Genomic DNA, 20,754 nt, shown 5'->3' with positions numbered 1-20,754 from the left:
TGGGATCTCCCTATACAATAAAAATGGGTTTTGTCCAAATGGCCGACCCATCAATACGCCCGGCCGTGCGCGTTGCGCGCAGTCAGCCGTATTGATGGGTCGGCAGCGGCTGCCGCGACTTGTTCAGCACCAGGCCCAGAAGATTCGTATCCTCCAGGATATACATGGCATGCTGCAGCTCGTCGGGAGTATTCCTGCCATCCTCCACGACCAGGAGTGCCGCGTCGACATGCGGCATGAACAGCAGCGCCTCATCTGCGGCGAACAGCGAAGGCAGGTCGAAGATCACAATCCCGGAGGAGTAGCGCAACTTGATCTCACGTATCAAAACCTGCATGCGCCGGGAGGAAATCAGTTCGGACGCGTTGCTATCCGACTCCCGGCCCGGCAGCACCTGTAGGCGTTCGATGCCCGAATTCATAGAAGCTTCGTACAGGGACAGGTTTCCGTTCAGGCAATCGATCAGCCCGACGTCGAACGAGAGGCCGAGCGAGCGCCCGACGTTCGGGCATTTGAGGGCCGCGTCGACGAGCAGAACGTTCTGGCCTTCTTCCATCGCCATCGCGATGGCGAGATTGATGGACACGAAGGTTTTACCCGCGCCGGGTGTCGCGCTGGTCACTACAAAACTGTTCCAGCGGTTCTGCCGGAGCTGTCGCAATACGTTCGTCCTGAGCACGCGGAAGATGTCCGCCCTGGGATCGTGGGCGGTTCCCATGATTACCCGGTTATTGAGCAACACGTCCGCCTCGGCGTTTTCGTGGGTGATTCCGGGGTAGCGAACCGTCTCGAAAGACAGATCGACAGCGTTTTTGATCATAGATAAACTCTCCAGAAAAAAGGGAGGCGATGCAGTGTTACCTCAGCCCGAAAAAGGCTAGCCCAGCGACCACGAGGGCCACCGCGCCGAAGCCGAAGGCGGTCCGGACCATAAACTTGCGGATCCGGCACTGCCTGGCGAACTGCACGGTCAGCTCGGCGGGCGACGCGATGTAAGGAAGCACGACGAGCGGCATCAGTCCGGTAATTTCACGCACCGCGCGGTAACCGCGCACGCCCGGCGCCAACAGTTCAATCAGGAAGGCGACGCCGAGGCCCGCGATTAGGCCGAAGCAGAAGCCACCGATCGCGACCTTTCTGCGAATCGCCTTTTCCGGATGGTTCGGAATCACTGGCGGTTCGATCATCGTCAGTGTCTGACCCTGCTGCTGCTCTTCCAGGGTCTGGGCCAGTTTCGCGTCGAGCCGTTTCTCCTTGAGCTGGTTGTATTTCTTAATGATGTTGTCGCGCGTCCGCAGCATGTCGGTATAAACCATCTCGATTTGCGGCGCCTTCAACAGAATCTCGTGCAGGTTTTCGATCTTGGCTTTCAAGTATGACTGCTTCTGGACCAGCGCGTCGAGATCGTTCTGGCTGGCTTTGTACTGCGCCTCGACGCTACGGAAATACGGACTGCCCGACGAAGATCCCATGCCAACCACGCTGTTGCGCGCATTCGCTCGGAGACTTTTCAGCCGGCTTTCCAGCATAGCCGCCTGTTTCCGGCGCGCCGCAACGTCAGGGTGGCCGTCGCCGTAGGTTTCCTTGAGAGTTTTCAGTTCGGCTTTGGCCTGATCGAGCTGACTGCGGATGCCCTGCTCCAAAGCCTCGCCTTCGAATGACGGATCGAGCGCCCGAATTTCGCGCTTCAGGCGTAGCAAGGAGGGATGATTCGGCGAATAGATACTCGAATAGCGGAGGTATTTCGCCCGCAGCATCCGCAGGGCCTCGGCCTTGGTTTTCGGTACGGCATTCTCCGACGCCATCGGGTCATCGTCCTGTGTTCTCGCCAGTTCCGCGTTCAAAAAGATCAGCCGGTCCTTAGTCGTGCGAATCTGGGCTTCGGTATCACGGAGTTCGCCCTCGGCCCGGTCGATCGCCGCCTGGTTGCCTTCCATCTGCTCGGGCAGGCTGAAGTTATGTTCTTCCTTGTATTTGGCGATTTTGATATCGACTTCCTGGAGTTCACGGTTGAGTTTTTCCACTTCCTCGGTCAGAAAATCGGTGGCCTTGCTGGCCCTTTGCGTTCGCGCCCGGTCGTTCTGCTCGATGAACAAGGCAGCCAGCTTGCTAGCGATTTCCTGCGCGATGACGGGTTCGGCATGGCTGAACGAAATAGCGAAGGCGATCTCGGCCATTTGTGAATGCGCCTGCGGCGCGATCGACAAGGTGGTCAGCTCGACGTTGGTGCTGCTCTTGAACATTTCCGCCAGCTCGAACGGTGTCATGCTATCCCAGAACTCGTCGTAGAGATCGTTCTGTTCGATGATCGCCAGCACCTTGTCCGTGGACAGCACGCGTTGATAAATCGACTGGATTTGCTCTTCGCCATATTGGGAAACCGGCGCGTCGATATATTTCGGCGGTATCGGGGTTTCTATCAGCAGCGTCGCCGTCGAACGGTAAATTTTGGGCAAGTTATAGGCCACGATGACGGTAATCAAAGTCACCAGCAGCCAGGTCACGCCAATGTGAGCCTTGCGCCGCCTGACGATATCGAGGTAATCGGCCAGGGTTTTAGTATAGGGTTCCATAGTGCTGACAATAAGGTCTCATTCGTTCAATGTGACGACGCGCAACGCGTCCTGAAGCGACTCGGCGACCCGGTCCTGCTGCTCGAAGGTCATCTCCGGAAACAACGGCAGAATGACGGTCCGGTCCTGCGCTTCCTCGCTGTGGCGCAGACACCGGCAAACTCCCTCCGTACAAGACCGGTTCCGAATCCTGCCGGCGCAGGACCAGGTATCGGGCGGGTAGGCGGGTTCCCGGTGCGCGCACATGACGCCCCGGCGGGTCGCGATGCCTTCGTCCAGCATCGCCTGCATGACCCACCGCTGATCCGAGTCTTCGGGCAGGCGGACGCTGAAGCTTTGCCAGGTACTGCGCGCCCAGTCCGGCTCCGTCGGCAGGCCGAGCCCCGGCACCTTGGCGAGCAGGGTCCGGTAGCGCGCCGCCAGCTCGCGGCGTTTCCGGACGATGTCCGGGAGGCGCTTGAGCTGTTCCCTGCCCACCGCGGCCTGGATGTCGGTCATCCGGAAATTGAAGCCGACGATCGGGTAGGATTCGAAGATCACCCGGCTCGCGCCGTGGCGCACCGTATCCGGAACGCTCATGCCGTGCTGTCTGAGCAGCCTGAATTTGGCGTCCCATTCCGGATTGGCGGTCGTGAGCATGCCGCCGTCGCCGGTGCTGATCACTTTGCGCGGATGGAACGAAAAACAGGCGATGTCGCCCTGCGGCCTGCCGATCTTTTCCCAATGCCCCTGCCAGAGGATCTCGCTGCCGATCGCGCAGGCGGCGTCCTCCACGACGGCCAGCCCATAGCGGCGGGCGATTTCGCAGACAGCCGCCAGATCGCAGGGCATCCCGATCTGGTGCACGCATAAAATCGCGCGGGTGCGCCCGGTCACGGCGCTTTCGATCAGCACCGGGTCGATATTGAAGGTCGCGGGATCGATATCGACAAATACCGGCCTGGCGCCGCAATAGCGGATCGAGTTGGCGGTCGCGATATAGGAATGGCTGACCGTGATCACTTCGTCGCCGGGCCGTACGCCGGCCGCCAGCAGCGCCAGATGCAGGGCCGTGGTGCAACTGGATACCGCGCAGGCATAAGGCGCGCCTACATACGCCGCAAACTCCTTTTCGAACGCCGCCACTTCCGGCCCCTGGCTGGTCCAGCCGCTCGCGATCACGCGCCGCGCCGCCTCCGCCTCGTTTTCGCCCAACATCGGTTTGGTAATGGGAATCATGCTTCCGCCTCCATTTTCTTGTTCATGCGCCACCATTCGACCAGTTGTGCGAGGCCTTCTTCCAGACCGATCCGGGCTTTGAAACCCAGCAGTCTTTCGGCCTTGGTGGTATCGGCCAGCCGCCGCGAAACCGGATTCACCGTCCGCTCCGGGCCGTATTCCGGCCGCAGCCCGGAGCCCATCACCTTCAGCAGCGCCGCAGCCAGCTCGTTCAGGCTGGTTTCGCGGCCGCTGGCGACATTGAACACCTCGTCGCTCAACTCCGCTTGCAGGGCCAGAATATTGGAGCGCGCGACGTCTTCGATATAGACGAAATCCATCGTCTGCGCGCCGCTGCCGAGAATCAGCGGCGGCCGGCCGTCCGCGATCCGCTCCATCCACCGGATCAACACCTCGGTATATTTCCCGTGCATGTCCATGCGCGGGCCGTAGACGTTGAAATAACGCAACATCACGTAGGGCAGTCCATGCATGTCGTTGAACGACCGCAACAGCCCCTCCAGCATCATCTTGCTGGCGCCGTACCAGGTGCGGTTGTTGTAGGCATGGTGGTCTTCGCGCGTGGGAAAGCTCTCGGCCAGGCCATAGACCGACGCCGAAGAAGCCGCGACGACTTTCTTGACGCCGGCATCCTGCGCGGCTTCCACGACATTGAAGCTGCCGTTGCACATGACTTCCATCGCCTCGCGCGGCTGGCCCGCGCAGGCGGTGATACGCAGGGCCGCCAAATGAACCACCGCATCCATCCCCTGCATGGCTTTATGGACGGCATCCCTGTTCCGGATGTCTTCCTGGATCAGTTGTACGCGGGGGTCTTTTAACGCGTTTTCGACATTGGCCGGCGTACCGCGGCTTAAATTATCGAAAATGACGATCCGTGCCGGCGAGCAGTCCCGCAGCAACAGATCCACGGTCGTCGAGCCGATCAGCCCGCAGCCGCCCGTGACCAATATGTTTGCATTTTTGATTTTCATGAATGAGGTTACCTTGTCTTCAGCATTGTATAAGTTCAGTTTGAAGCGTTCCGAACCGAAGCGCGCGGATGGACCGGCAGTTCAGGCCACGGCTTTTTTCGTATTTCCCGTGCGGGATTCCCCGCTACCGTGGCATGGGCCTCGACGCTGCCGATCACGTTGCTGCCGAGCCCCACCAAGGCCCCGTTCCGGATACGTATGCCGTTCATCAGACTGGTGCCGCTGCCGATATAGCAGTTTTCCTCGACGACGGTATTGCCTGCGATCGTCACGTTGGAGCCGATCAGGCTCCAGTCGCCTATCGCAACGTCATGGTGGATTACCGTGTTCGGCAGAATACAGATATGCGAGCCGATCGCGGCGTTGCTGGTCACCACCACACCCGCCATGATCAGTACGTTGACGCCGAGCGAAGCGAGGGGAGACACCCTGGCGGCCGGATGGATCACGGTGGCGAAGCGCTCCTCCGCAAGCCCCAGTCCCCGGATAATATCCTTGCGGGCTCGATAGGAACGGGGGCTGCCGGGTACGGCCAACACCCGGGCATCGGAGAACCGGTCAAACGCCTCCCGGCCGAAAACCGGATACCCGTTCGGATCGATCCCCCGCTTACCGGGCGTATCGTCGACGAAACCGATCAATAGATAGGCGTCGCCGAGACAATCCAGGGCCTCCAGGCTGTTGCCGTTATAAGGAAAAATCAACAGCGGCTGCGCTTCTTTCATGGCATCGTCTCCTTGGGTCACGCGTCTTCGATAGCCGGCTGTTTTGCGAGCAAAGCGACCGCCTCGCCGACTTCTTCGCACTGCGCGCGGGTCAGCTCGGGAAACATCGGCAGGGAAAGCACTTCGCCGGCCGCCTGCTCGGCATGGGGAAAATCGCCCGGCGCATAGCCCAGATCGGCATAGGCAGGCAAGAGATGCACCGGAATCGGATAGTGGATGCCGGTATGGATGCCCCTGGCTTGAAGCGCCTCTTGCCAGGCACTGCGTTGGGGCGTGCGGATCGCGTAGATATGGTAGACATGCCGAGCATAGGCCATCGCTTCCGGGGTGGCTACGCCGCTGCCGGCGAGCAGTTCATCGTAATGGGCGGCGGCCGCCCGGCGGGCTTCGGTCCAGACTTCCAGATACCGCAGCTTGACCCGAAGGACGGCCCCCTGAAGCCCCTCAAGCCGATAGTTGTAGCCTTTCAGCACATGCCGGTATTTCTGTTCCGCGCCCCAGTCGCGCAGCATCCGGATCGTGCGGGTGTAATCCGGATCGTCGGTCACCACCATCCCGCCCTCGCCATAGGCGCCCAGGTTCTTGCCCGGATAAAAACTGAAGCAGCCCATGTCGCCCAGGCTGCCTACGCGACGCCCCTTGTATTCGGCCCCATGCGCCTGCGCGGCGTCTTCGATCACCACGAGCCCCCGGCGCCCGGCGATCTCCAGGATCGGATCCATATCCGCCGACTGGCCGTACAGATGCACCGGAACAATCGCCTTGGTGCGTTCGGTGATCGCAGCCTCGATCCCTCGCACGTCCATTGTGAAGGTGCGGGGATCGATATCGACGAACACGGGACGGGCGCCGGTATAGTGAATCGCCGCGACCGTCGCCACAAAGGTAAACGGTACGGTAATCACTTCGTCGCCGGGACCGATGCCGGCCGCGAGCAAAGCAAGATGCAGCGCGCTGGTGCCGGTATTGACCCCGATGCCGTAGCGGGCCTGGCAATAAGCGGCGAACTCTTCCTCGAACGCGGCGACTTCCTGTCCCAGGGTGAACTGGCTGGTTTCCAGAATACCCTGGATTGCGGCGTTGACTTCATCCTTGATGCCCAGGTATTGGGCTTTCAGATCGACGAAAGGAATCATGCCACTCTCCTGCCTTGAAACATGAACTTGCCGTTCACTTCGACGGACCGCCCGCGATCGTTCATCGACCGGGTAGCCGCCTCGATCAGCTCGACCACGCGCATGCCCAGAAAGCCGTCGGTCAGCGGCGTTTTGCCGGTCTCTATGCAATCGGCGAAATGTTCCCCTTCGACGCGCAGCGCCTCCGTCGCGTCCAGCCGAGGCGCCCACATGTCGCCGCTGCGGTAGCCGACCCGCATTTCATAGATCCGCTGCGGATCGTCGGTCAGGCTGATGCCCTTGTCGTAAACCTTGATTTTTTCGCTCGACTCCAGGTCGTCGTAGACGATCATCTTTTTGCTGCCGCCGACGAAGATCTGCCGCATCTTTACCGGCGCCAGCCAGTTCACGTTCACATGCGCGATGATGCCGGAGCCGTAAAACAAAGTCAGGTAGGACAGGTTTTCCGGGGTTCCGCGAAAATGGTTGGTGCCGACCGCGGACACCGCGACCGGCTGTTCGTCCAGCAGATAATCCAGGATGGAGAAATCGTGCACGGCCAGATCCGAAATCACGCTGACGTCGCGCTGGAATAGGCCGAGATTGATCCGTGTCGAGTCGTAATAAAGCATGTCGCCGAAATCGTCGCCCTTGACCAGTTCCGCCATTCTGCGGACCGCGCCGGTGTAGATAAACGTATGGTCGACGAGCAAAACGCGCTCCCGCTTCTCGGCTTCCTCGACCAGCTTGCGCGCCTGCAACGCCGTCTCGGCCAGAGGCTTTTCGATCCAGACGTGCTTGCCGGCTTTCAAAGCGGCCATGCCCAGTTCGAAATGCGTGCTGACCGGCGTCGCCACCGCGACCGCATCGATGGAGCGGTCCTCGATCAATTCCTGAAAGCGCGTGGTGGTTGCCACGCCCGGATACCGTTTTTTCACGATATCGAGCTTTTTCTGATCGATATCCGCCACACTCGCCACCGCAAGGCCTGGGGTTTCGGCAAAATTCCTTACCAGATTGGGCCCCCAATAACCATATCCGATAACACCTATTCTAATCATGGTCGTACTCCTTTATTTTTGATCCAAAAATCCCATTGTTTCGCAGCGGCCGCATCGCCTCTGTCTTGCCCGGCGCACCCGGCATAAAACGACATTCCGCCGGACCGGCGCGACGCTTACTTCCCGGACAAGGCTTGGGCAAAACCGCCCGATGCCTTGTATCTTGGGTCGCGCGTGCGCGCATCCGCAATGACCCGGGCGGGAACGCCGGCAACAACGGCATAATCGGGCACATCACGGGTCACCACGGCACCGGCTCCGATCAAGGCCCCTTCACCGATCGTGACGCCGCACAGAATGGTCGCGTTGCTGCCGATGGCGGCGCGGGTTTTGACCCGGGTTCTGACCACTTCCCAATCCGCCTCGGTTTGCAGGCCGCCGTCCGGATTGACGGACTTCGGATACATATCGTTGGTAAACATCACGCCATGACCCACGAAGACCCCGTCCTCGATGTCGACCCCTTCGCAAATGAAGGTATGGCTGGAGATTTTGCAGCGGGCTCCCACCGTAACGCCCTTCTGTATCTCGACGAACGTACCGATCTTGGAGCCCTCGCCGATCGTGCAGCCGTAGAGATTCACGAACTGAGGGTGGTAGATGGCGACCTCTTCGCCTAAAACGACGTTCTCTTTAATCATTCTTTATCCTCTGTTGGTTGGATTTTTCTCTCGGATGAAAGGCTTCTCCTATCCGGACCTTTATAATTTCGCCGCTCTGTCCCTAATTGGGCGTGAACAGCACGTCGACCCAATAATTGCTGGCCTGAAAGGTATCGGTCGGAAAGCCGCCCGTACCGTACCGGTACACGCCGTTGCCGCCGGCCGCCGCATTGCCCGGCGCGGTCAGCGGCCCGCTGGTCACTGCGCTGTTGAAGTAATTGACGTCGGCGGAATAGCGGCCGACCGGCGCCAGGTACGAGGCTACATAGAGGGTATTGGCCATGATCGCCACCGGGCTGGCAAAGCTGACCTGCTGCCAGCCGGAGGCGGTTTCGTTCTGGAACGTGGCACTGGCAAGTAAAGTGCCCGTGCTGCTCCACAGCTTACCGATATGCGTGCCGGTGTTGGTGCCGCCCTTGTAGAAGCGGATGCCGCAGACGAAGCCATTGGTGTTGGATTGGAACTTCACGCCCAGCTCGACCGATACCGTATCCGGATCGATTACCAGTCCCGGCGTCGGATTGCCGGGCCAGAGCGAGACGGCGGCCCCGGAGCAGGCTACGCCGCCTCCCCCGCTGGCGGTGGTGAACGTCCAGCTCACATCCGCCGCGAGCGGATTGCCGGCCGCGTCTTTCACTCCCGTACTGCCGCCCTTCACGGTCGCCGTATAGGCCGTGTTCGCCGCCAGCGCGCCGTTGGGGGTCAAGGTGGCCGTGCGACTGATACTGTTATAGTTGACGGTCGCCGGCACCGGGTTGCTGCCGGCCTGCAGCTGGAAGGTCGCGGTCGTCAGCGTGGCCGGGTCCATCGCTTCGCTGAAGGTCGCGGTCACCGCCGTCCCGGTCGCCACGCCGGTCGCGCCGGGCGCCGGGCTGCGCGACGTAAGGGTCGGCGGCGTCGTGTCAGGCCCCGAACCCGAGCCGACATTTACGGTAATGCCCGGTCCCGCCGTTTCCAGATTGCCACTGTCATCTACAGCCCGGCTTTTGATGTTTACCGTCGTGGACGCGCTCGGCGTTCTCCAGTTGTAAGTCCAACTGCTGCGTCCGCTGGCCGGATGCCAGGTCAGGCCGCCATCGACCGAAACCTCGATGCCGCCAACCCGCCCGCCGCCGCTGTCCGTGGCGCTGCCGCTGATCGTCACGTTGCTCCCCACAGGGACCGTTGCCCCGGACGCCGGCACCGATAGGGTCGATATCGGAGAGGCTATGTCAGTCGACTCCGTCGCCGCCTGGAGGCCCGACTGCAAAGTAGCCGGCTGAACATTCATATCCGCAAACAGATTGACGGTCGCCTGCTGCATATTGGTATCCGTCGGTGTGCCGGCCCGGTCATGATTACTGTCCAGGCCCCATATCCACTGTACGGAGCCTGCTCCGAAAACCAGAGCGTCGCTGGCTGCCCGGTACAGCGTCAGCGCATGATTGGCGGTGCCAGAGCCATAAGTGGAACCGAAATCGGTCAGGACGGGCGCATTATTGACTATAGTCGTTGACAGCCTGACCAGTCCGGCCGGACGGAAGCCGTTATCCAGGTCTTCATCCCACTCATAACCCAGCGTGCCGTTTGGCAGAGAGGCTGAACTTCCGGCCGGCAAGTTCGCAATGCCGGTGTTTCGCCAGAACCGCATCTGGCCTTCTTCCGCCGGTACGATGATTCTGGTAGTGGCGCCATCGTTGACAGTAAAGATAGTGCCCGTCAGCGCATTCTCAGGCCGGCCTCCGTCCGCCGGGGGACTGAAGCGCGGATCACGCCACGTGCCTGTCCATACATTGGGCAACGGATCGATCTTATTGTTGGCATGGGTTTCCTTATAGCAAACCAGCGTTCGATAAGATGCGGCGCCCAGGTTACCTGCCGAGTTGGTGATATTATTTTCCCAACGGGTTTTCCAGAATATCTCGTTGCCGCTGAAAAACCCCAGATGAGTACCCGCATCGCGGGCCACTTCGACATTCGTGCGTTGGGTATTGGACCAATACTCGTCATGCCCGACTGAAAGGAATACCTTATGGTTGGTTATCAGATTGCCGCGCCGGTCGCTGTCGACACCGGAGAAGTAGCTGACGTTATAACCATTGGCCTCCAGCCAGCGCACCATCGGATACTCGGCGTTGAATACCCAATCCTGGCCGTTGTCCACGCTGCGCGTATTGAAAGGCCGGTTATAGCTGACTTTGTAGGCACGGCCCGCCGGTGATCCCGTGTAAAGGCTATTGCCGCCGTACGTATTGTAAGCCTGCCAGGTGGTATCCGAAGTCTGGAACAATATATCGGAGGTGCTCGCGTCGTCCCGAACGATGAATACGATATGGCTGGCCTGGCCGGCGCTGTCCTGCTGGACCGCCTTAGCAAAGTAGATGCCGGAAACGGCATCCGTCGGAACCGCCCAGGAGGCCGACTCCGCCCAATTACCGCAGTCGATCAGTCCGGTCGCGCTATTGTTCAGACAGGCTGGCTGGGTCTGCGGCAAATTCGCCGAAGGCGCCACCGTGGCAATCTTACGAGCGCCATTCCCGCCGTAATAACCCATGCGGTAGATATCGAGCCGATAATTCGTGGATGGCGTCTTGATCTTGAAGTGAACGGTCTCGCCCTTGTTGACACTGATATCCGTGGCATAGCCCTGAATATTTGAACTGCCAGCCCCTGCGACATCCCACTCACTGGCAGGATTGCCGGCCTTGGAGTTCTCGCACACGATAGCATTGCCCCCGATTGAACAAGGATTTACGCCAGTGGTGAACGTCCAGCTCACATCCGCCACGAGCGGATTGCCGGCCGCGTCTTTCACCCCCATACTGCCGCCCTTCACGGTCGCCGTATAAGCCGTGTTCGCCGCCAGCCCGCCGTTGGGGGTCAAGGTGGCCGTGCGACTGAGACTGTTATAGTTGACGGTCGCCGGCACCGGGTTGCTGCCGGCCTGCAGTTGGAAGGTCGCGGTCGTCAGCGTGGCCGGGTCCATCGCTTCGCTGAAGGTCGCGGCCACCGGCGTCCCGGTCGCCACGCCGGTCGCGCCGGGCACCGGGCTGCGCGACGTGAGGGTCGGCGGCGTCGTGTCCGGGCCCGTATCCGTTGAAAACAACACATCGACCCAGTAATTGGTCGACTGAAAGGTATCGGTCGGGAACCCGCCCGTACCGTACCGGTACACGCCGTTGCCGCCGGCTTCCGTATTGCCCGGCGCGGTCAACGGCCCGCTGGTCACTGCACTGCCGAAATAGCCGGCATCTACCGAATAGCGGCCCACCGGCGCCACATACGAGGCCACATAGGGGGTATTGGCCGTGATCGCCACCGGGCTGGCAAAGCTGACCTGCTGCCAGCCGGAGGCGGTTTCGTTCTGGAACGTGGCACTGGCAAGTAAAGTGCCCGTGCTGCTCCACAGCTTACCGATATGCGTGCCGGTGTTGGTGCCGCCCTTGTAGAAGCGGATGCCGCAGATGAAGCCGTTCGTGCTGGAACGGAACTTCACGCCCAGTTCGACCGAATCCGTATCCGGATCGGCCGCCACTGCCGGGGCCGGATTGCTCGGCCAAAGCGAGGCGGCGCCGGAACAGGCGGCTGATGCTGGCTTCATCAATCCCGCAAATAGAAGACCCATCGATGCAATCATTATTATCCGCGGAATCGGGGATACGATAATGTTTGAAAAATTATTGGCAAAGCCAGATTGCCCGTCATTATTTTCAGCAACAATTTTTTCTATCATGACCGCGCTCCCTTGATTTTTAATGGAAAAACTTCATTGTTTTGAAACGGCAGAATCCCCGCTGCTGTGCCCGGCAACCGGTATAAACCTTCATCCTACCGGACGGGCATAACATTTACTTCCCGGCCAACACCTAGGCAAAACTGGCCTCTGTTTTGTATCTTTGCTCGCGTATGCGTGAATCCTGTCCTTACCCATCGTGCAGCCATAGAGATTCACGGACTGAGAGTGGTAGATGGCGGCCCCTTCGCTTAAAACGACGTTCTCTTTAATCATTCTTTATCCTCTATTGGTTGGGTTTTTCTCTCGGATGAAAGGCTTCTCCTATCCGGACCTTTATAATTTCGCCGCTCTGTCCCTAATTGGGCGTGAACAGCACGTCGACCCAATAATTGCTGGCCTGAAAGGTATCGGTCGGAAAGCCGCCCGTACCGTACCGGTACACGCCGTTGCCACCGGCCGCCGCATTGCTCGGCGCGGTCAGCGGCCCGCTGGTCACTGCGCTGTTGAAGTAATTGACGTCGGCGGAATAGCGGCCGACCGGCGCCACGTACGAGGCTACATAGAGGGTATTGGCCGTGATCGCCACCGGGCTGGCAAAGCTGACCTGCTGCCAGCCGGAGGCGGTTTCGTTCTGGAACGTGGCACTGGCAAGTAAAGTGCCCGTGCTGCTCCACAATTTACCGATATGCGTGCCGGTGTTGGTGACGCCCTTGTAGAAGCGGATGCCGCAGATGAAGCCATTGGTGTTGGATTGGAACTTCACGCCCAGCTCGACCGAATCCGTATCCGGATCGGCGGCGATCGACGGTGTCGGGTTGGCGGGCCAGATCGAGGCGGCTGCCCCGGAGCAAGCCACGCCGCCTCCCCCGCTGGCGGTGGTGAACGTCCAGCTCACATCCGCCGCGAGCGGATTGCCGGCCGCGTCTTTCACTCCCGTACTGCCGCCCTTCACGGTCGCCGTATAGGCGGTGTTCGCCGCCAGCGCGCCGTTAGGGGTCAAAGTGGCCGTGCGACTGATACTGTTATAGTTGACGGTCGCCGGCACCGGGTTGCTGCCGGCCTGCAGCTGGAAGGTCGCGGTCGTCAGCGTGGCCGGGTCCATTGCTTCGCTGAAGGTCGCGGTCACCGCCGTCCCGGCCGCCACGCCGGTCGCGCCGGGCGCCGGGCTGCGCGACGTAAGGGTCGGCGGCGTCGTGTCCTGGCCCGTATCCGTTGAAAACAACACATCGACCCAGTAATTGGTCGACTGAAAGGTATCGGTCGGGAACCCGCCCGTACCGTACCGGTACACGCCGTTGCCGCCGGCTTCCGCATTGCTCGGCACGGTCAACGGCCCGCTGGTCACTGCGCTGTTGAAGTAATTGACGTCGGCGGAATAGCGGCCGACCGGCGCCACGTACGAGGCTACATAGAGGGTATTGGCCGTGATCGCCACCGGGCTGGCAAAGCTGACCTGCTGCCAGCCGGAGGCGGTTTCGTTCTGGAACGTGGCACTGGCAAGTAAAGTGCCCGTGCTGCTCCACAGCTTACCGATATGCGTGCCGGTGTTGGTGCCGCCCTTGTAGAAGCGGATGCCGCAGATGAAGCCATTGGTGTTGGAACGGAACTTCACGCCCAGCTCGACCGAATCCGTATCCGGATCGGCCGCCACTGCCGGGGCCGGATTGCTCGGCCAAAGCGAGGTAGCACCGGAGCAGCTTATGGCGCCACCTCCGGTAGTGAAAGACCAGACGACGTCCGCCGCCAGGGCATTACCCGCCGTATCCTTCACACCGGCCGCTCCGCCTTTGACGGTGGCCGTATAGGTGACGCCCGCGGCCAGCGCCGTGTTCGGCGTCAGGGTCGCCGTATTGCCGGCATAGCTCACTGCCGCCGGCACTAGATTGCCGCCCGCATTCCGCAGCTCGAACGTCGACGTGCCAATGGTCGACGCCTGCATCGCCTCGCTGAACGTCGCGGTCACGGCCGTATTGGCGGCGACGCCGGTCGCATTCGGCTGAGGCGACTGCCCTGTTACCGTCGGCGGCGTGGTGTCGGTACCGGCGCTAGTCGCGAACAATACGTCCACCCAGTAATTGGTCGACTGGAAGCTAGCGGTCGGGAAGCCCCCGCCCGTGCCGTAAACAAATACGCCGTTACCTCCGCTCACGCCGCTTTGCAACAAATGGACCGGCGGCGCATCGACGCCGGTGCTGCCGAATTCGGGGCTGCTGGTGGCTGCGTAATGACCGTTAGGCGCATAGTATGAGGCGACATAAACCGTACCGGCATTGACTGCGACCGGCGGATTGAAACTGACCTGCTGCCAACCCGTCGCGGTTTCGTTGCCGAAGGTCGCCGACGCCAGCAATTGTCCGGTGTTCGTCCAAAGGTGACCCACATGGGTACCCGTGTTGCCGGTGCCCTTGTAGAAGCGGACGCCGGTGATAGAGCCGTCGAGGTCGACGGTGAACTTGACGCCCAATTCGACAGAGTCCGAATCGTTCGCGGACGGATTACCGGGAACGGCCGAGCCGGGCCAGGCGCTGCAAGGACCGGACACGCAAGGTTGCGCCTGGGTCGTGAAAGACCAGGTATAAGGCGAAGCCAGGGGATTGCCGGACGCGTCCTTGATGCCGGTCAGAATCCTGGCCGTATAAAGCGTGGTCGGCGACAGCAAGGTGGCGGGCTTCAGCTTCGCGGTACGCGTGTCGGCATCGTAACTGACCGTGGCGGCCACCGGGGGATTGCTGCCGGCCTGCAATTGAAAATTGGCTGTGGTGACCGTCGACGGATCGATCGGCTCACTGAACGTGGCCGTCACATCAGGCTGCTGAATGATTCCACCGGCGCCGCCCGCGGGAAAGGTCGACGTGACCGTCGGCGGCGTCGTATCCAGCCCGTAAGTCGCGGTATAGTTTCCCGCCGTTGCATTAAAAAAAGCGTATTGAATCCCTTTAACCGTAGGCGTCGTATATTGGACGGCTCCGCTTGGGCCGCCGATACCGGTCAGAGAAACACCGTTGGCGGCGGCAACCGGCACCATCGCCTGCAGGCCGTTGGCGCCCGCGCCGCGGCTCACCTGAAAACTCAGGCTGTTGCCGTTCCACGTCAGCGAGCGGAACGAGGACCCATTGCGCCCGTCCAGCCAGTCCAGCATCTGTTTGCTGGAGACAACCGGCACGCTGCGCGCCAGGGCCGAATCCACCGTCTCGGTCGCTTCCGGCGTTTGCGCCACATCGGTATGCGCGTTGATGGTAAAGGCGCCGTAATAACCCTCCTGGCCGAGCGCCCGGTCCAACAGGGTATCGATCGTGAACGGATAGGTCTGCCCCGACTCGTCCGTCATATAGGAAGTGGCGTTATAAACATCGATCAGCGAACCGTCCAGATTGACGAATCGCATCGGCATTCCGGAACCGTTGAAAAATCCCGGCCGGTTTTGTACCCAGCCGGGTGGCCAGAAGTAATAGCTGGTATCGAAACGAATGCCGTTTTCCAACTGGACGACCGCGCCGGTAACCCAATCGCTCCAGGTGATGCAATGATGGCGCATCGTAACGGGAGCCGGAATGCCGGAATACTTGGCGGTGAAATCGGAAAGTTGCTGGTTGTAAAAAGACCTCAGGGATGAAGGGGTAAAATCCTCGCAGTTCGTGTTGAGGTGCAACCCCATCTCGAAACCGTCCGCGTTATAAGCGGCAGCGTCATTAGGCGCCAGCGGCGTGTTCGGAAAGATGTACGACGTGCCCCGTACACATTCCCAATTCGCCACCGAGCAGCCCGATGGACTCTTGGATTTGAAATAGTTGAAACGCCCCTGCGTGCCGTTATTGCCGTGATCGTCCCCGGTCATGATCACAACCGCTTTCTCGCCGCGCGGAAAATACCAGAAACGGGGCAACGGCTTCCTGTCGCGGTTCATTTCGAGTATCAGATTGGCGAGCAAACGCTGCTGCTCGTCCGCTTGCGGAATCGCCAGCTTGTTGAAATCGATCCAGTCGGGCTGCGAGTCGCCCGCCGCATCGCCGTAAAACTTGTCGTCGGAACGGATGGGCGCAAATCCGTCGCGCTCCTGATCTTTCCAGTCAGGATTGCCTTGGCGGGTCTGCACGATGGATGTCGCAAGATCGTAGGCAAACGCCGCCGCCTGGCCGCCGCTGCTGCCGACGCTGCGCAGCGTCAGAGCGGGATTGGCGGTCGCGGTTGTGGCGTTCGAGTAAAGCGTCGCCAGGCTCGTGGCGCCGGAAAGCGTATAGCGGTCGGCAGCGCCATGAAACTGGAGTGTCTGGTCGACGATGCCGTTGCCCGGCACCCTCGAATTGTCGACGCGCAGATAAGCGTTCGACAACGGCGTTCCGCCAGCCATATTGACGCCCAGCAAATTGGCCAACTGTGAGTCCGGCCGCATCGTGATCAGATTGCCGCCGGCGCTCACCCAATTGGAAAACAGGGTTGCCTGGCTGGAGCTCAATGTCATCTTCGACAGAATCACCACATCATACGCGTTCAATGTTGTCGAATTGACGGTGGCAATGTCGGCCATTGCGAATTCGTTGAGCCCTTCTGTCCGCAGAATCTCCGCGTAGTACTTGCCGATGGAATCGGTGGTGGTCGTAACGATCAGAATGGGGCCACCCGGTGGGTCGGGGATGGCCGCCTTGGCCGTAGGAATCAGCCAATTCAGAATCCGTTCGAAGATCCCGTCCCGAGTATGCGCTACGGAGCTGGATCCCGTACGACCGGCAATCAGCACATCCAACGCAGCCGCGCCGGGCTCCACGACGGAGTTATTGGCCGGCGCGGGTGGTTTTATGTCAATCGACCGGATCTTTTGGCTCGTCCTCGGGTTCCATTCGGTCACTTGTCCGTCCTCGCCCCCCGCAATCAAATCGCCGAGTGGATTGTAGGCCAGCGCATTGACCGCCTTTGTCGCGGCGGGGATTTGCCTATCGAGCTGTTTGGCGACCGTATTCCAGACCAGAATCTGGGCATCCTCTCCCGTACTGGCCAGTTCCTGGCCGTCCGGATTGAAGGCGACGGCCCTAACGGCAGCCCGGTGTCCATCGAAGCGCGCTGCCTGGCTGCCGGTGGCGACATTCCACAGGTACACCGTATTATCCGAGCCGCCGCTGGCTACCCATTTGCCGTCCGGGCTGCAGGCTACCGCGTTCACTTCGCCCGTATGGCCGAGCAGGGTGTGGACGAGCCGCCCCGTCTCCACTTCCCACCAAAGGACGCTGCCGTCGGCGCCCGCGCTGGCCAGATGGGTTCCGTCCGCGCTGAAGCACAAGGCATTCACGAAATCGCTATGGCCGCCGGAGAGAATGTTTCTCAGCTTGCGCGCCTCCGCATCCCACACCATGATCCGGGTTTCTTCACCGGCGCTGGCGAGCAATTTTCCATTCGGGCTCGCGGCCACGGCTCTGATCGGATGTTCATGCGCCGCCAGCACCTGGACCTGCTGACCGTTCGCAACATTTCTTATCTCCAGTTCCGAATCGCGGCCGACGCTGACCAGATCCTTTCCGTCGACGATGAATGCGATAGCGGTTACGCCGGCGCCATGATGCGCCGACACGGTAAAGCGCTCGCTTCCGCCGGCGGTCCACACCTTGATCTGACCGTCCACGCTACCACCGACGAGCGTTCCATCCGGACTTACGGTAAGCGCCGCCACACCTTTCCAGTGGCGGGGACTTCTTTTCTTGCCGGAAACATCGGCATTCCGGCCCGCGGCCAGTCCCTGGGCGCTCTGCACGTTGCCCGCAGCCGGATTCGACACGCCGGCGGCCGCGGCAATATTGGGACTTGCATTCAAAGTCTCGGCGACAGCTCCCGTAAGCGCCGAGGCGACATCGGACAAGGAAGTCTGCAGCACCGCGAGCTTCGAAACGTCCGACAGGTTCCATACGATCATCTGGCCGGTTTTAGCCATGCTGATCAAATGGTTCCGATCGGCGCTGAAAGCGACCTTGACCACGGCGCTGTCGTGGCCGGTCAAAAGCTGCGGCCGTTTATCGGCCACATTCCACAGGAAAACCTGTTCATTTTCGCTTCCGGTTGCCAGCCAGTTGCCGTCCGGGCTGAAGGCCAGCGCGGTGACGGCCGCGTTGCCGGGCAGGGCCGCGGCCTCTTCGCCGGTCGCCGGATCCCACAATTGGGTCCGGCCATCCTGGCCGCCCGTCGCCAGCCATTTGCCGTCCGGGCTGAAGGCCACGGCATTGACCGCCGCCTGGCCGGTGGCAAGCTGCCGGGCCACGCTGCCGGCCCGGGCATCGATCAGCATCACGGCCGCCTCCTCGTCCACCGCCGCCAGCCAGTTGCCGTCCGGGCTGAAGGCCAGCGCGGTGACGGCCGCGCTGCCGGGCAGGGCCGCGGCCTCTTCGCCGGTCGCCGGATCCCACAATTTAGTCCGGCCGTCCTGGCCGCCCGTCGCCAGCCATTTGCCGTCCGGGCTGAAGCTCATGGCATTGACTGCCTCCTGGCCGGTGGCAAGCTGCCGGGCCACACTGCCGGACCGGGCATCGATCAGCGTCACGGCCGCCTCCTCGTCCGCCGCCGCCAGCCAGTTGCCGTCCGGGCTGAAGGCCAGCACCCGCATCGGCACCGTCTGGGAAAGCGTTAAGCGCACGCTGCCGGCTGACGTATCCCATATTTTGACCGAATCATCGCTGACGCTGGCCAGCGTTTTGCCGTCAGGACCGAAAAGAATGCCCTGGGCCGGACTTTCGGCCTGGGCCGGCAGCGCCTGGAGCATCCGCCCTGCGGCGGTATCCCACAAGACGATTTTTCCGTCGGTTTCCACGGTAGCCCAAATATTGCCGTCCGGACTGATCGCGACCGGATCGAGCCCCCGCCCGGAGAGCTCGATCCCGGAGGCCCCACTTGCCGAATCGGCGCTCGCGGCATGGGCGGCGCTTATAGGTCCGTCCCTATCGGGAATTTGAACATAAACGGTCCAAAACAAAATAGCCAGAATGAGGGTATTTAAATACAGATACTTTACTTTGGGCTTCTTCACGTGCGCACTCCTCTTGCAATTGAATGATTCAAATCCGGTTTGACGTCTTGACTGAATTTCAAGGTTTCGGCGCCGCTCATACGGCGCCTCTGCCTCGCAATACTTCTCCGATCGTTTTGATTAACAGCTTCAAATCGAACAGTAACGACCAATTCTGAAGGTAACGAATATCAAGCCTCACGGTATCATCCCAATCCGTCTTGCTCCGGCCTTCCACCTGCCAGAGCCCGGTAATGCCGGGTTTCATTTCTAATATTCGCCTGAGGTGCCAGGCCTGGTATTTCTCGGCTTCATAGGCAAGCGGCGGGCGCGGCCCGACCAGGCTCATATCGCCCTTCAGCACATTAAAAAACTGCGGCAATTCGTCGATGCTGGTTTTTCGGATGAATTTGCCGACGGGGGTGATTCTGGGATCGGATCTGATCTTGAAAAAAGGCGTTTCCCCATCCCCCTGATTAACTTTTTCATGATTGCCGCCGATCAAGTCGCGGATGTATTCGCGATGGATTTGATCATCCGTATTCGTATACATGGAGCGAAACTTGTAAAACGTGAAAGGAATCCCTTGTTTACCCAGGCGGGCCTGCCTGAAAATGACGGGGCCGGGCGAAGTCGCTTTGATGACCAAGGCAGTCATCAACATAACCGGCATGAAGGCCAGAATGCCGATGATCGATCCTGCGATATCGAGGCCGCGTTTCAGCGACAGTTCAATCCAGGAAGGACCTCTGACCTCCTCCAGCGCGAAAGGAAAAGCATCGGGGCGAATGCAGCCCTCCTTGGCGAGGCTCTCGAAGATGTGATCGGGATAAGTCGAGAGCGTAAAAGAAACCGGCAAATCCCGATATTCGTGAATCAACTTTTCACAGATTTCTTTTGCCCCTTTCTCATCCGTATCCGGCAGCAATACGCCCAGGTTTTTTCGCTGACCAGGCCGCAAATGTCGGTAGCCCGTGTTTTGGCCCGGACAGTATTCAAAAGCGCCATCCTGTCGATGAATTTGTCTTCCTTTTCCTGATCGAGCGTTAACATGATAATGGACAATTTGGATTTGGCCCGCTGCGCCCGGAGTTTTTCAAGGCGCAACTGATCGATAAAAAATGAGTTATAAAAAATTTCGCTGTAATCGACTGGATTGGGTTTTAAATTATTCGGTATGTCGGGAGAGAGCACGGATTCTACTTGAAAGGATTCTCTTTTTTCTTTCATTTTCATTATAATTTTTCCCTCCTGAAGTCTAACCGGCTTTAAACTCCATCTTACCGGACACGAGCCCATTTCCTGCCTTCACGCCGGCGACCGCATGAATATCCACGATACCAACTGTGTAAATATTAATGATAGGATTATTACCCTGTATTCCTTATAAAAACCACGGCTTGTCTTTGTGTTGGAGGGTAGAATAGAGCAACGAATAAAAATTTTCATTAGATATTATTGGAATGATTTTGAATAAGTTTCTGATACATTTTATATACCAAAAGCGGGCAAATAATCCCAGATTAAAACTCATACTCGACCATTATCGAGCCATTAAAAATATAATATTAAGCGCGCTATTCGACCTAAAAGGCCAATGGAATTTTCCGCCTAAACTTGCCATCAAAACATGCACACAGAATAATTCCCAAGGCGGAGTTCTAGACTCCATACCGTTAAATTAACAGAAGAGAGGAACCGAAATGAAACTCAACTTTGCCGACGATAC

General features: G+C 59.8%; 12 protein-coding genes. All 12 read right to left on the bottom strand.

Annotation, left to right across the window (positions count from 1 at the left end; translation table 11 throughout):
- Window positions 1–82: 82 nt before the first annotated feature.
- Complete coding sequence (locus CC94_RS0108685; protein WP_005368966.1) at window positions 83–820, bottom strand: CpsD/CapB family tyrosine-protein kinase; 738 nt, start codon at window positions 818–820, stop codon at window positions 83–85.
- A 37-nt stretch (window positions 821–857) separates the two neighbouring features.
- Window positions 858–2,573, bottom strand: a complete 1,716-nt coding sequence (locus CC94_RS0108680; RefSeq protein ID WP_031430518.1) for a GumC family protein — start codon at window positions 2,571–2,573, stop codon at window positions 858–860.
- 18 nt (window positions 2,574–2,591) lie between these two features.
- Window positions 2,592–3,791, bottom strand: a complete 1,200-nt coding sequence (locus tag CC94_RS0108675) for a DegT/DnrJ/EryC1/StrS family aminotransferase (RefSeq protein WP_031430516.1) — start codon at window positions 3,789–3,791, stop codon at window positions 2,592–2,594.
- Window positions 3,788–4,765, bottom strand: coding sequence for an NAD-dependent epimerase/dehydratase family protein (locus tag CC94_RS0108670; protein ID WP_031430515.1), 978 nt, complete (start codon window positions 4,763–4,765; stop codon window positions 3,788–3,790). Before CC94_RS0108670 ends, CC94_RS0108675 begins: the two co-directional genes overlap by 4 nt.
- 35 nt (window positions 4,766–4,800) lie before the next feature.
- A complete protein-coding gene (locus tag CC94_RS0108665) occupies window positions 4,801–5,490 on the bottom strand; it encodes an LbetaH domain-containing protein (RefSeq protein ID WP_036303847.1) in 690 nt (229 codons plus the stop codon).
- Between the two features lie 17 nt (window positions 5,491–5,507).
- Window positions 5,508–6,626, bottom strand: coding sequence for a DegT/DnrJ/EryC1/StrS family aminotransferase (locus tag CC94_RS0108660; RefSeq protein ID WP_031430512.1), 1,119 nt, complete (start codon window positions 6,624–6,626; stop codon window positions 5,508–5,510).
- Entirely contained in the window at window positions 6,623–7,666 is a 1,044-nt protein-coding gene (locus CC94_RS0108655) for a Gfo/Idh/MocA family protein (RefSeq protein ID WP_005368952.1), read from the bottom strand. The genes CC94_RS0108660 and CC94_RS0108655 overlap by 4 nt, the downstream gene beginning before the upstream one ends.
- A 116-nt stretch (window positions 7,667–7,782) precedes the next feature.
- The gene (locus CC94_RS0108650; RefSeq protein ID WP_036303844.1) at window positions 7,783–8,307 is read right to left on the bottom strand and encodes an acyltransferase; all 525 of its coding nucleotides are present in this window, start codon (window positions 8,305–8,307) and stop codon (window positions 7,783–7,785) included.
- A gap of 82 nt (window positions 8,308–8,389) precedes the next feature.
- Window positions 8,390–11,908, bottom strand: coding sequence for a DUF4082 domain-containing protein (locus CC94_RS0108645; protein ID WP_215731670.1), 3,519 nt, complete (start codon window positions 11,906–11,908; stop codon window positions 8,390–8,392).
- Between the two features lie 490 nt (window positions 11,909–12,398).
- A complete protein-coding gene (locus CC94_RS22250) occupies window positions 12,399–19,046 on the bottom strand; it encodes a DUF4082 domain-containing protein (protein ID WP_051911407.1) in 6,648 nt (2,215 codons plus the stop codon).
- A gap of 76 nt (window positions 19,047–19,122) precedes the next feature.
- Window positions 19,123–19,905, bottom strand: coding sequence for a sugar transferase (locus CC94_RS21365; RefSeq protein WP_245619722.1), 783 nt, complete (start codon window positions 19,903–19,905; stop codon window positions 19,123–19,125).
- Complete coding sequence (locus CC94_RS24640) at window positions 19,902–20,324, bottom strand: hypothetical protein (protein ID WP_245619721.1); 423 nt, start codon at window positions 20,322–20,324, stop codon at window positions 19,902–19,904. Before CC94_RS24640 ends, CC94_RS21365 begins: the two co-directional genes overlap by 4 nt.
- Window positions 20,325–20,754 lie beyond the last annotated feature (430 nt).

The sequence above is a fragment of the Methylomicrobium agile genome (genome assembly GCF_000733855.1).
GTDB lineage: Bacteria > Pseudomonadota > Gammaproteobacteria > Methylococcales > Methylomonadaceae > Methylomicrobium > Methylomicrobium agile.
Note: the sequence above shows the minus strand (reverse complement) of the source record. Positions and strands in the feature narration are given on the sequence as shown.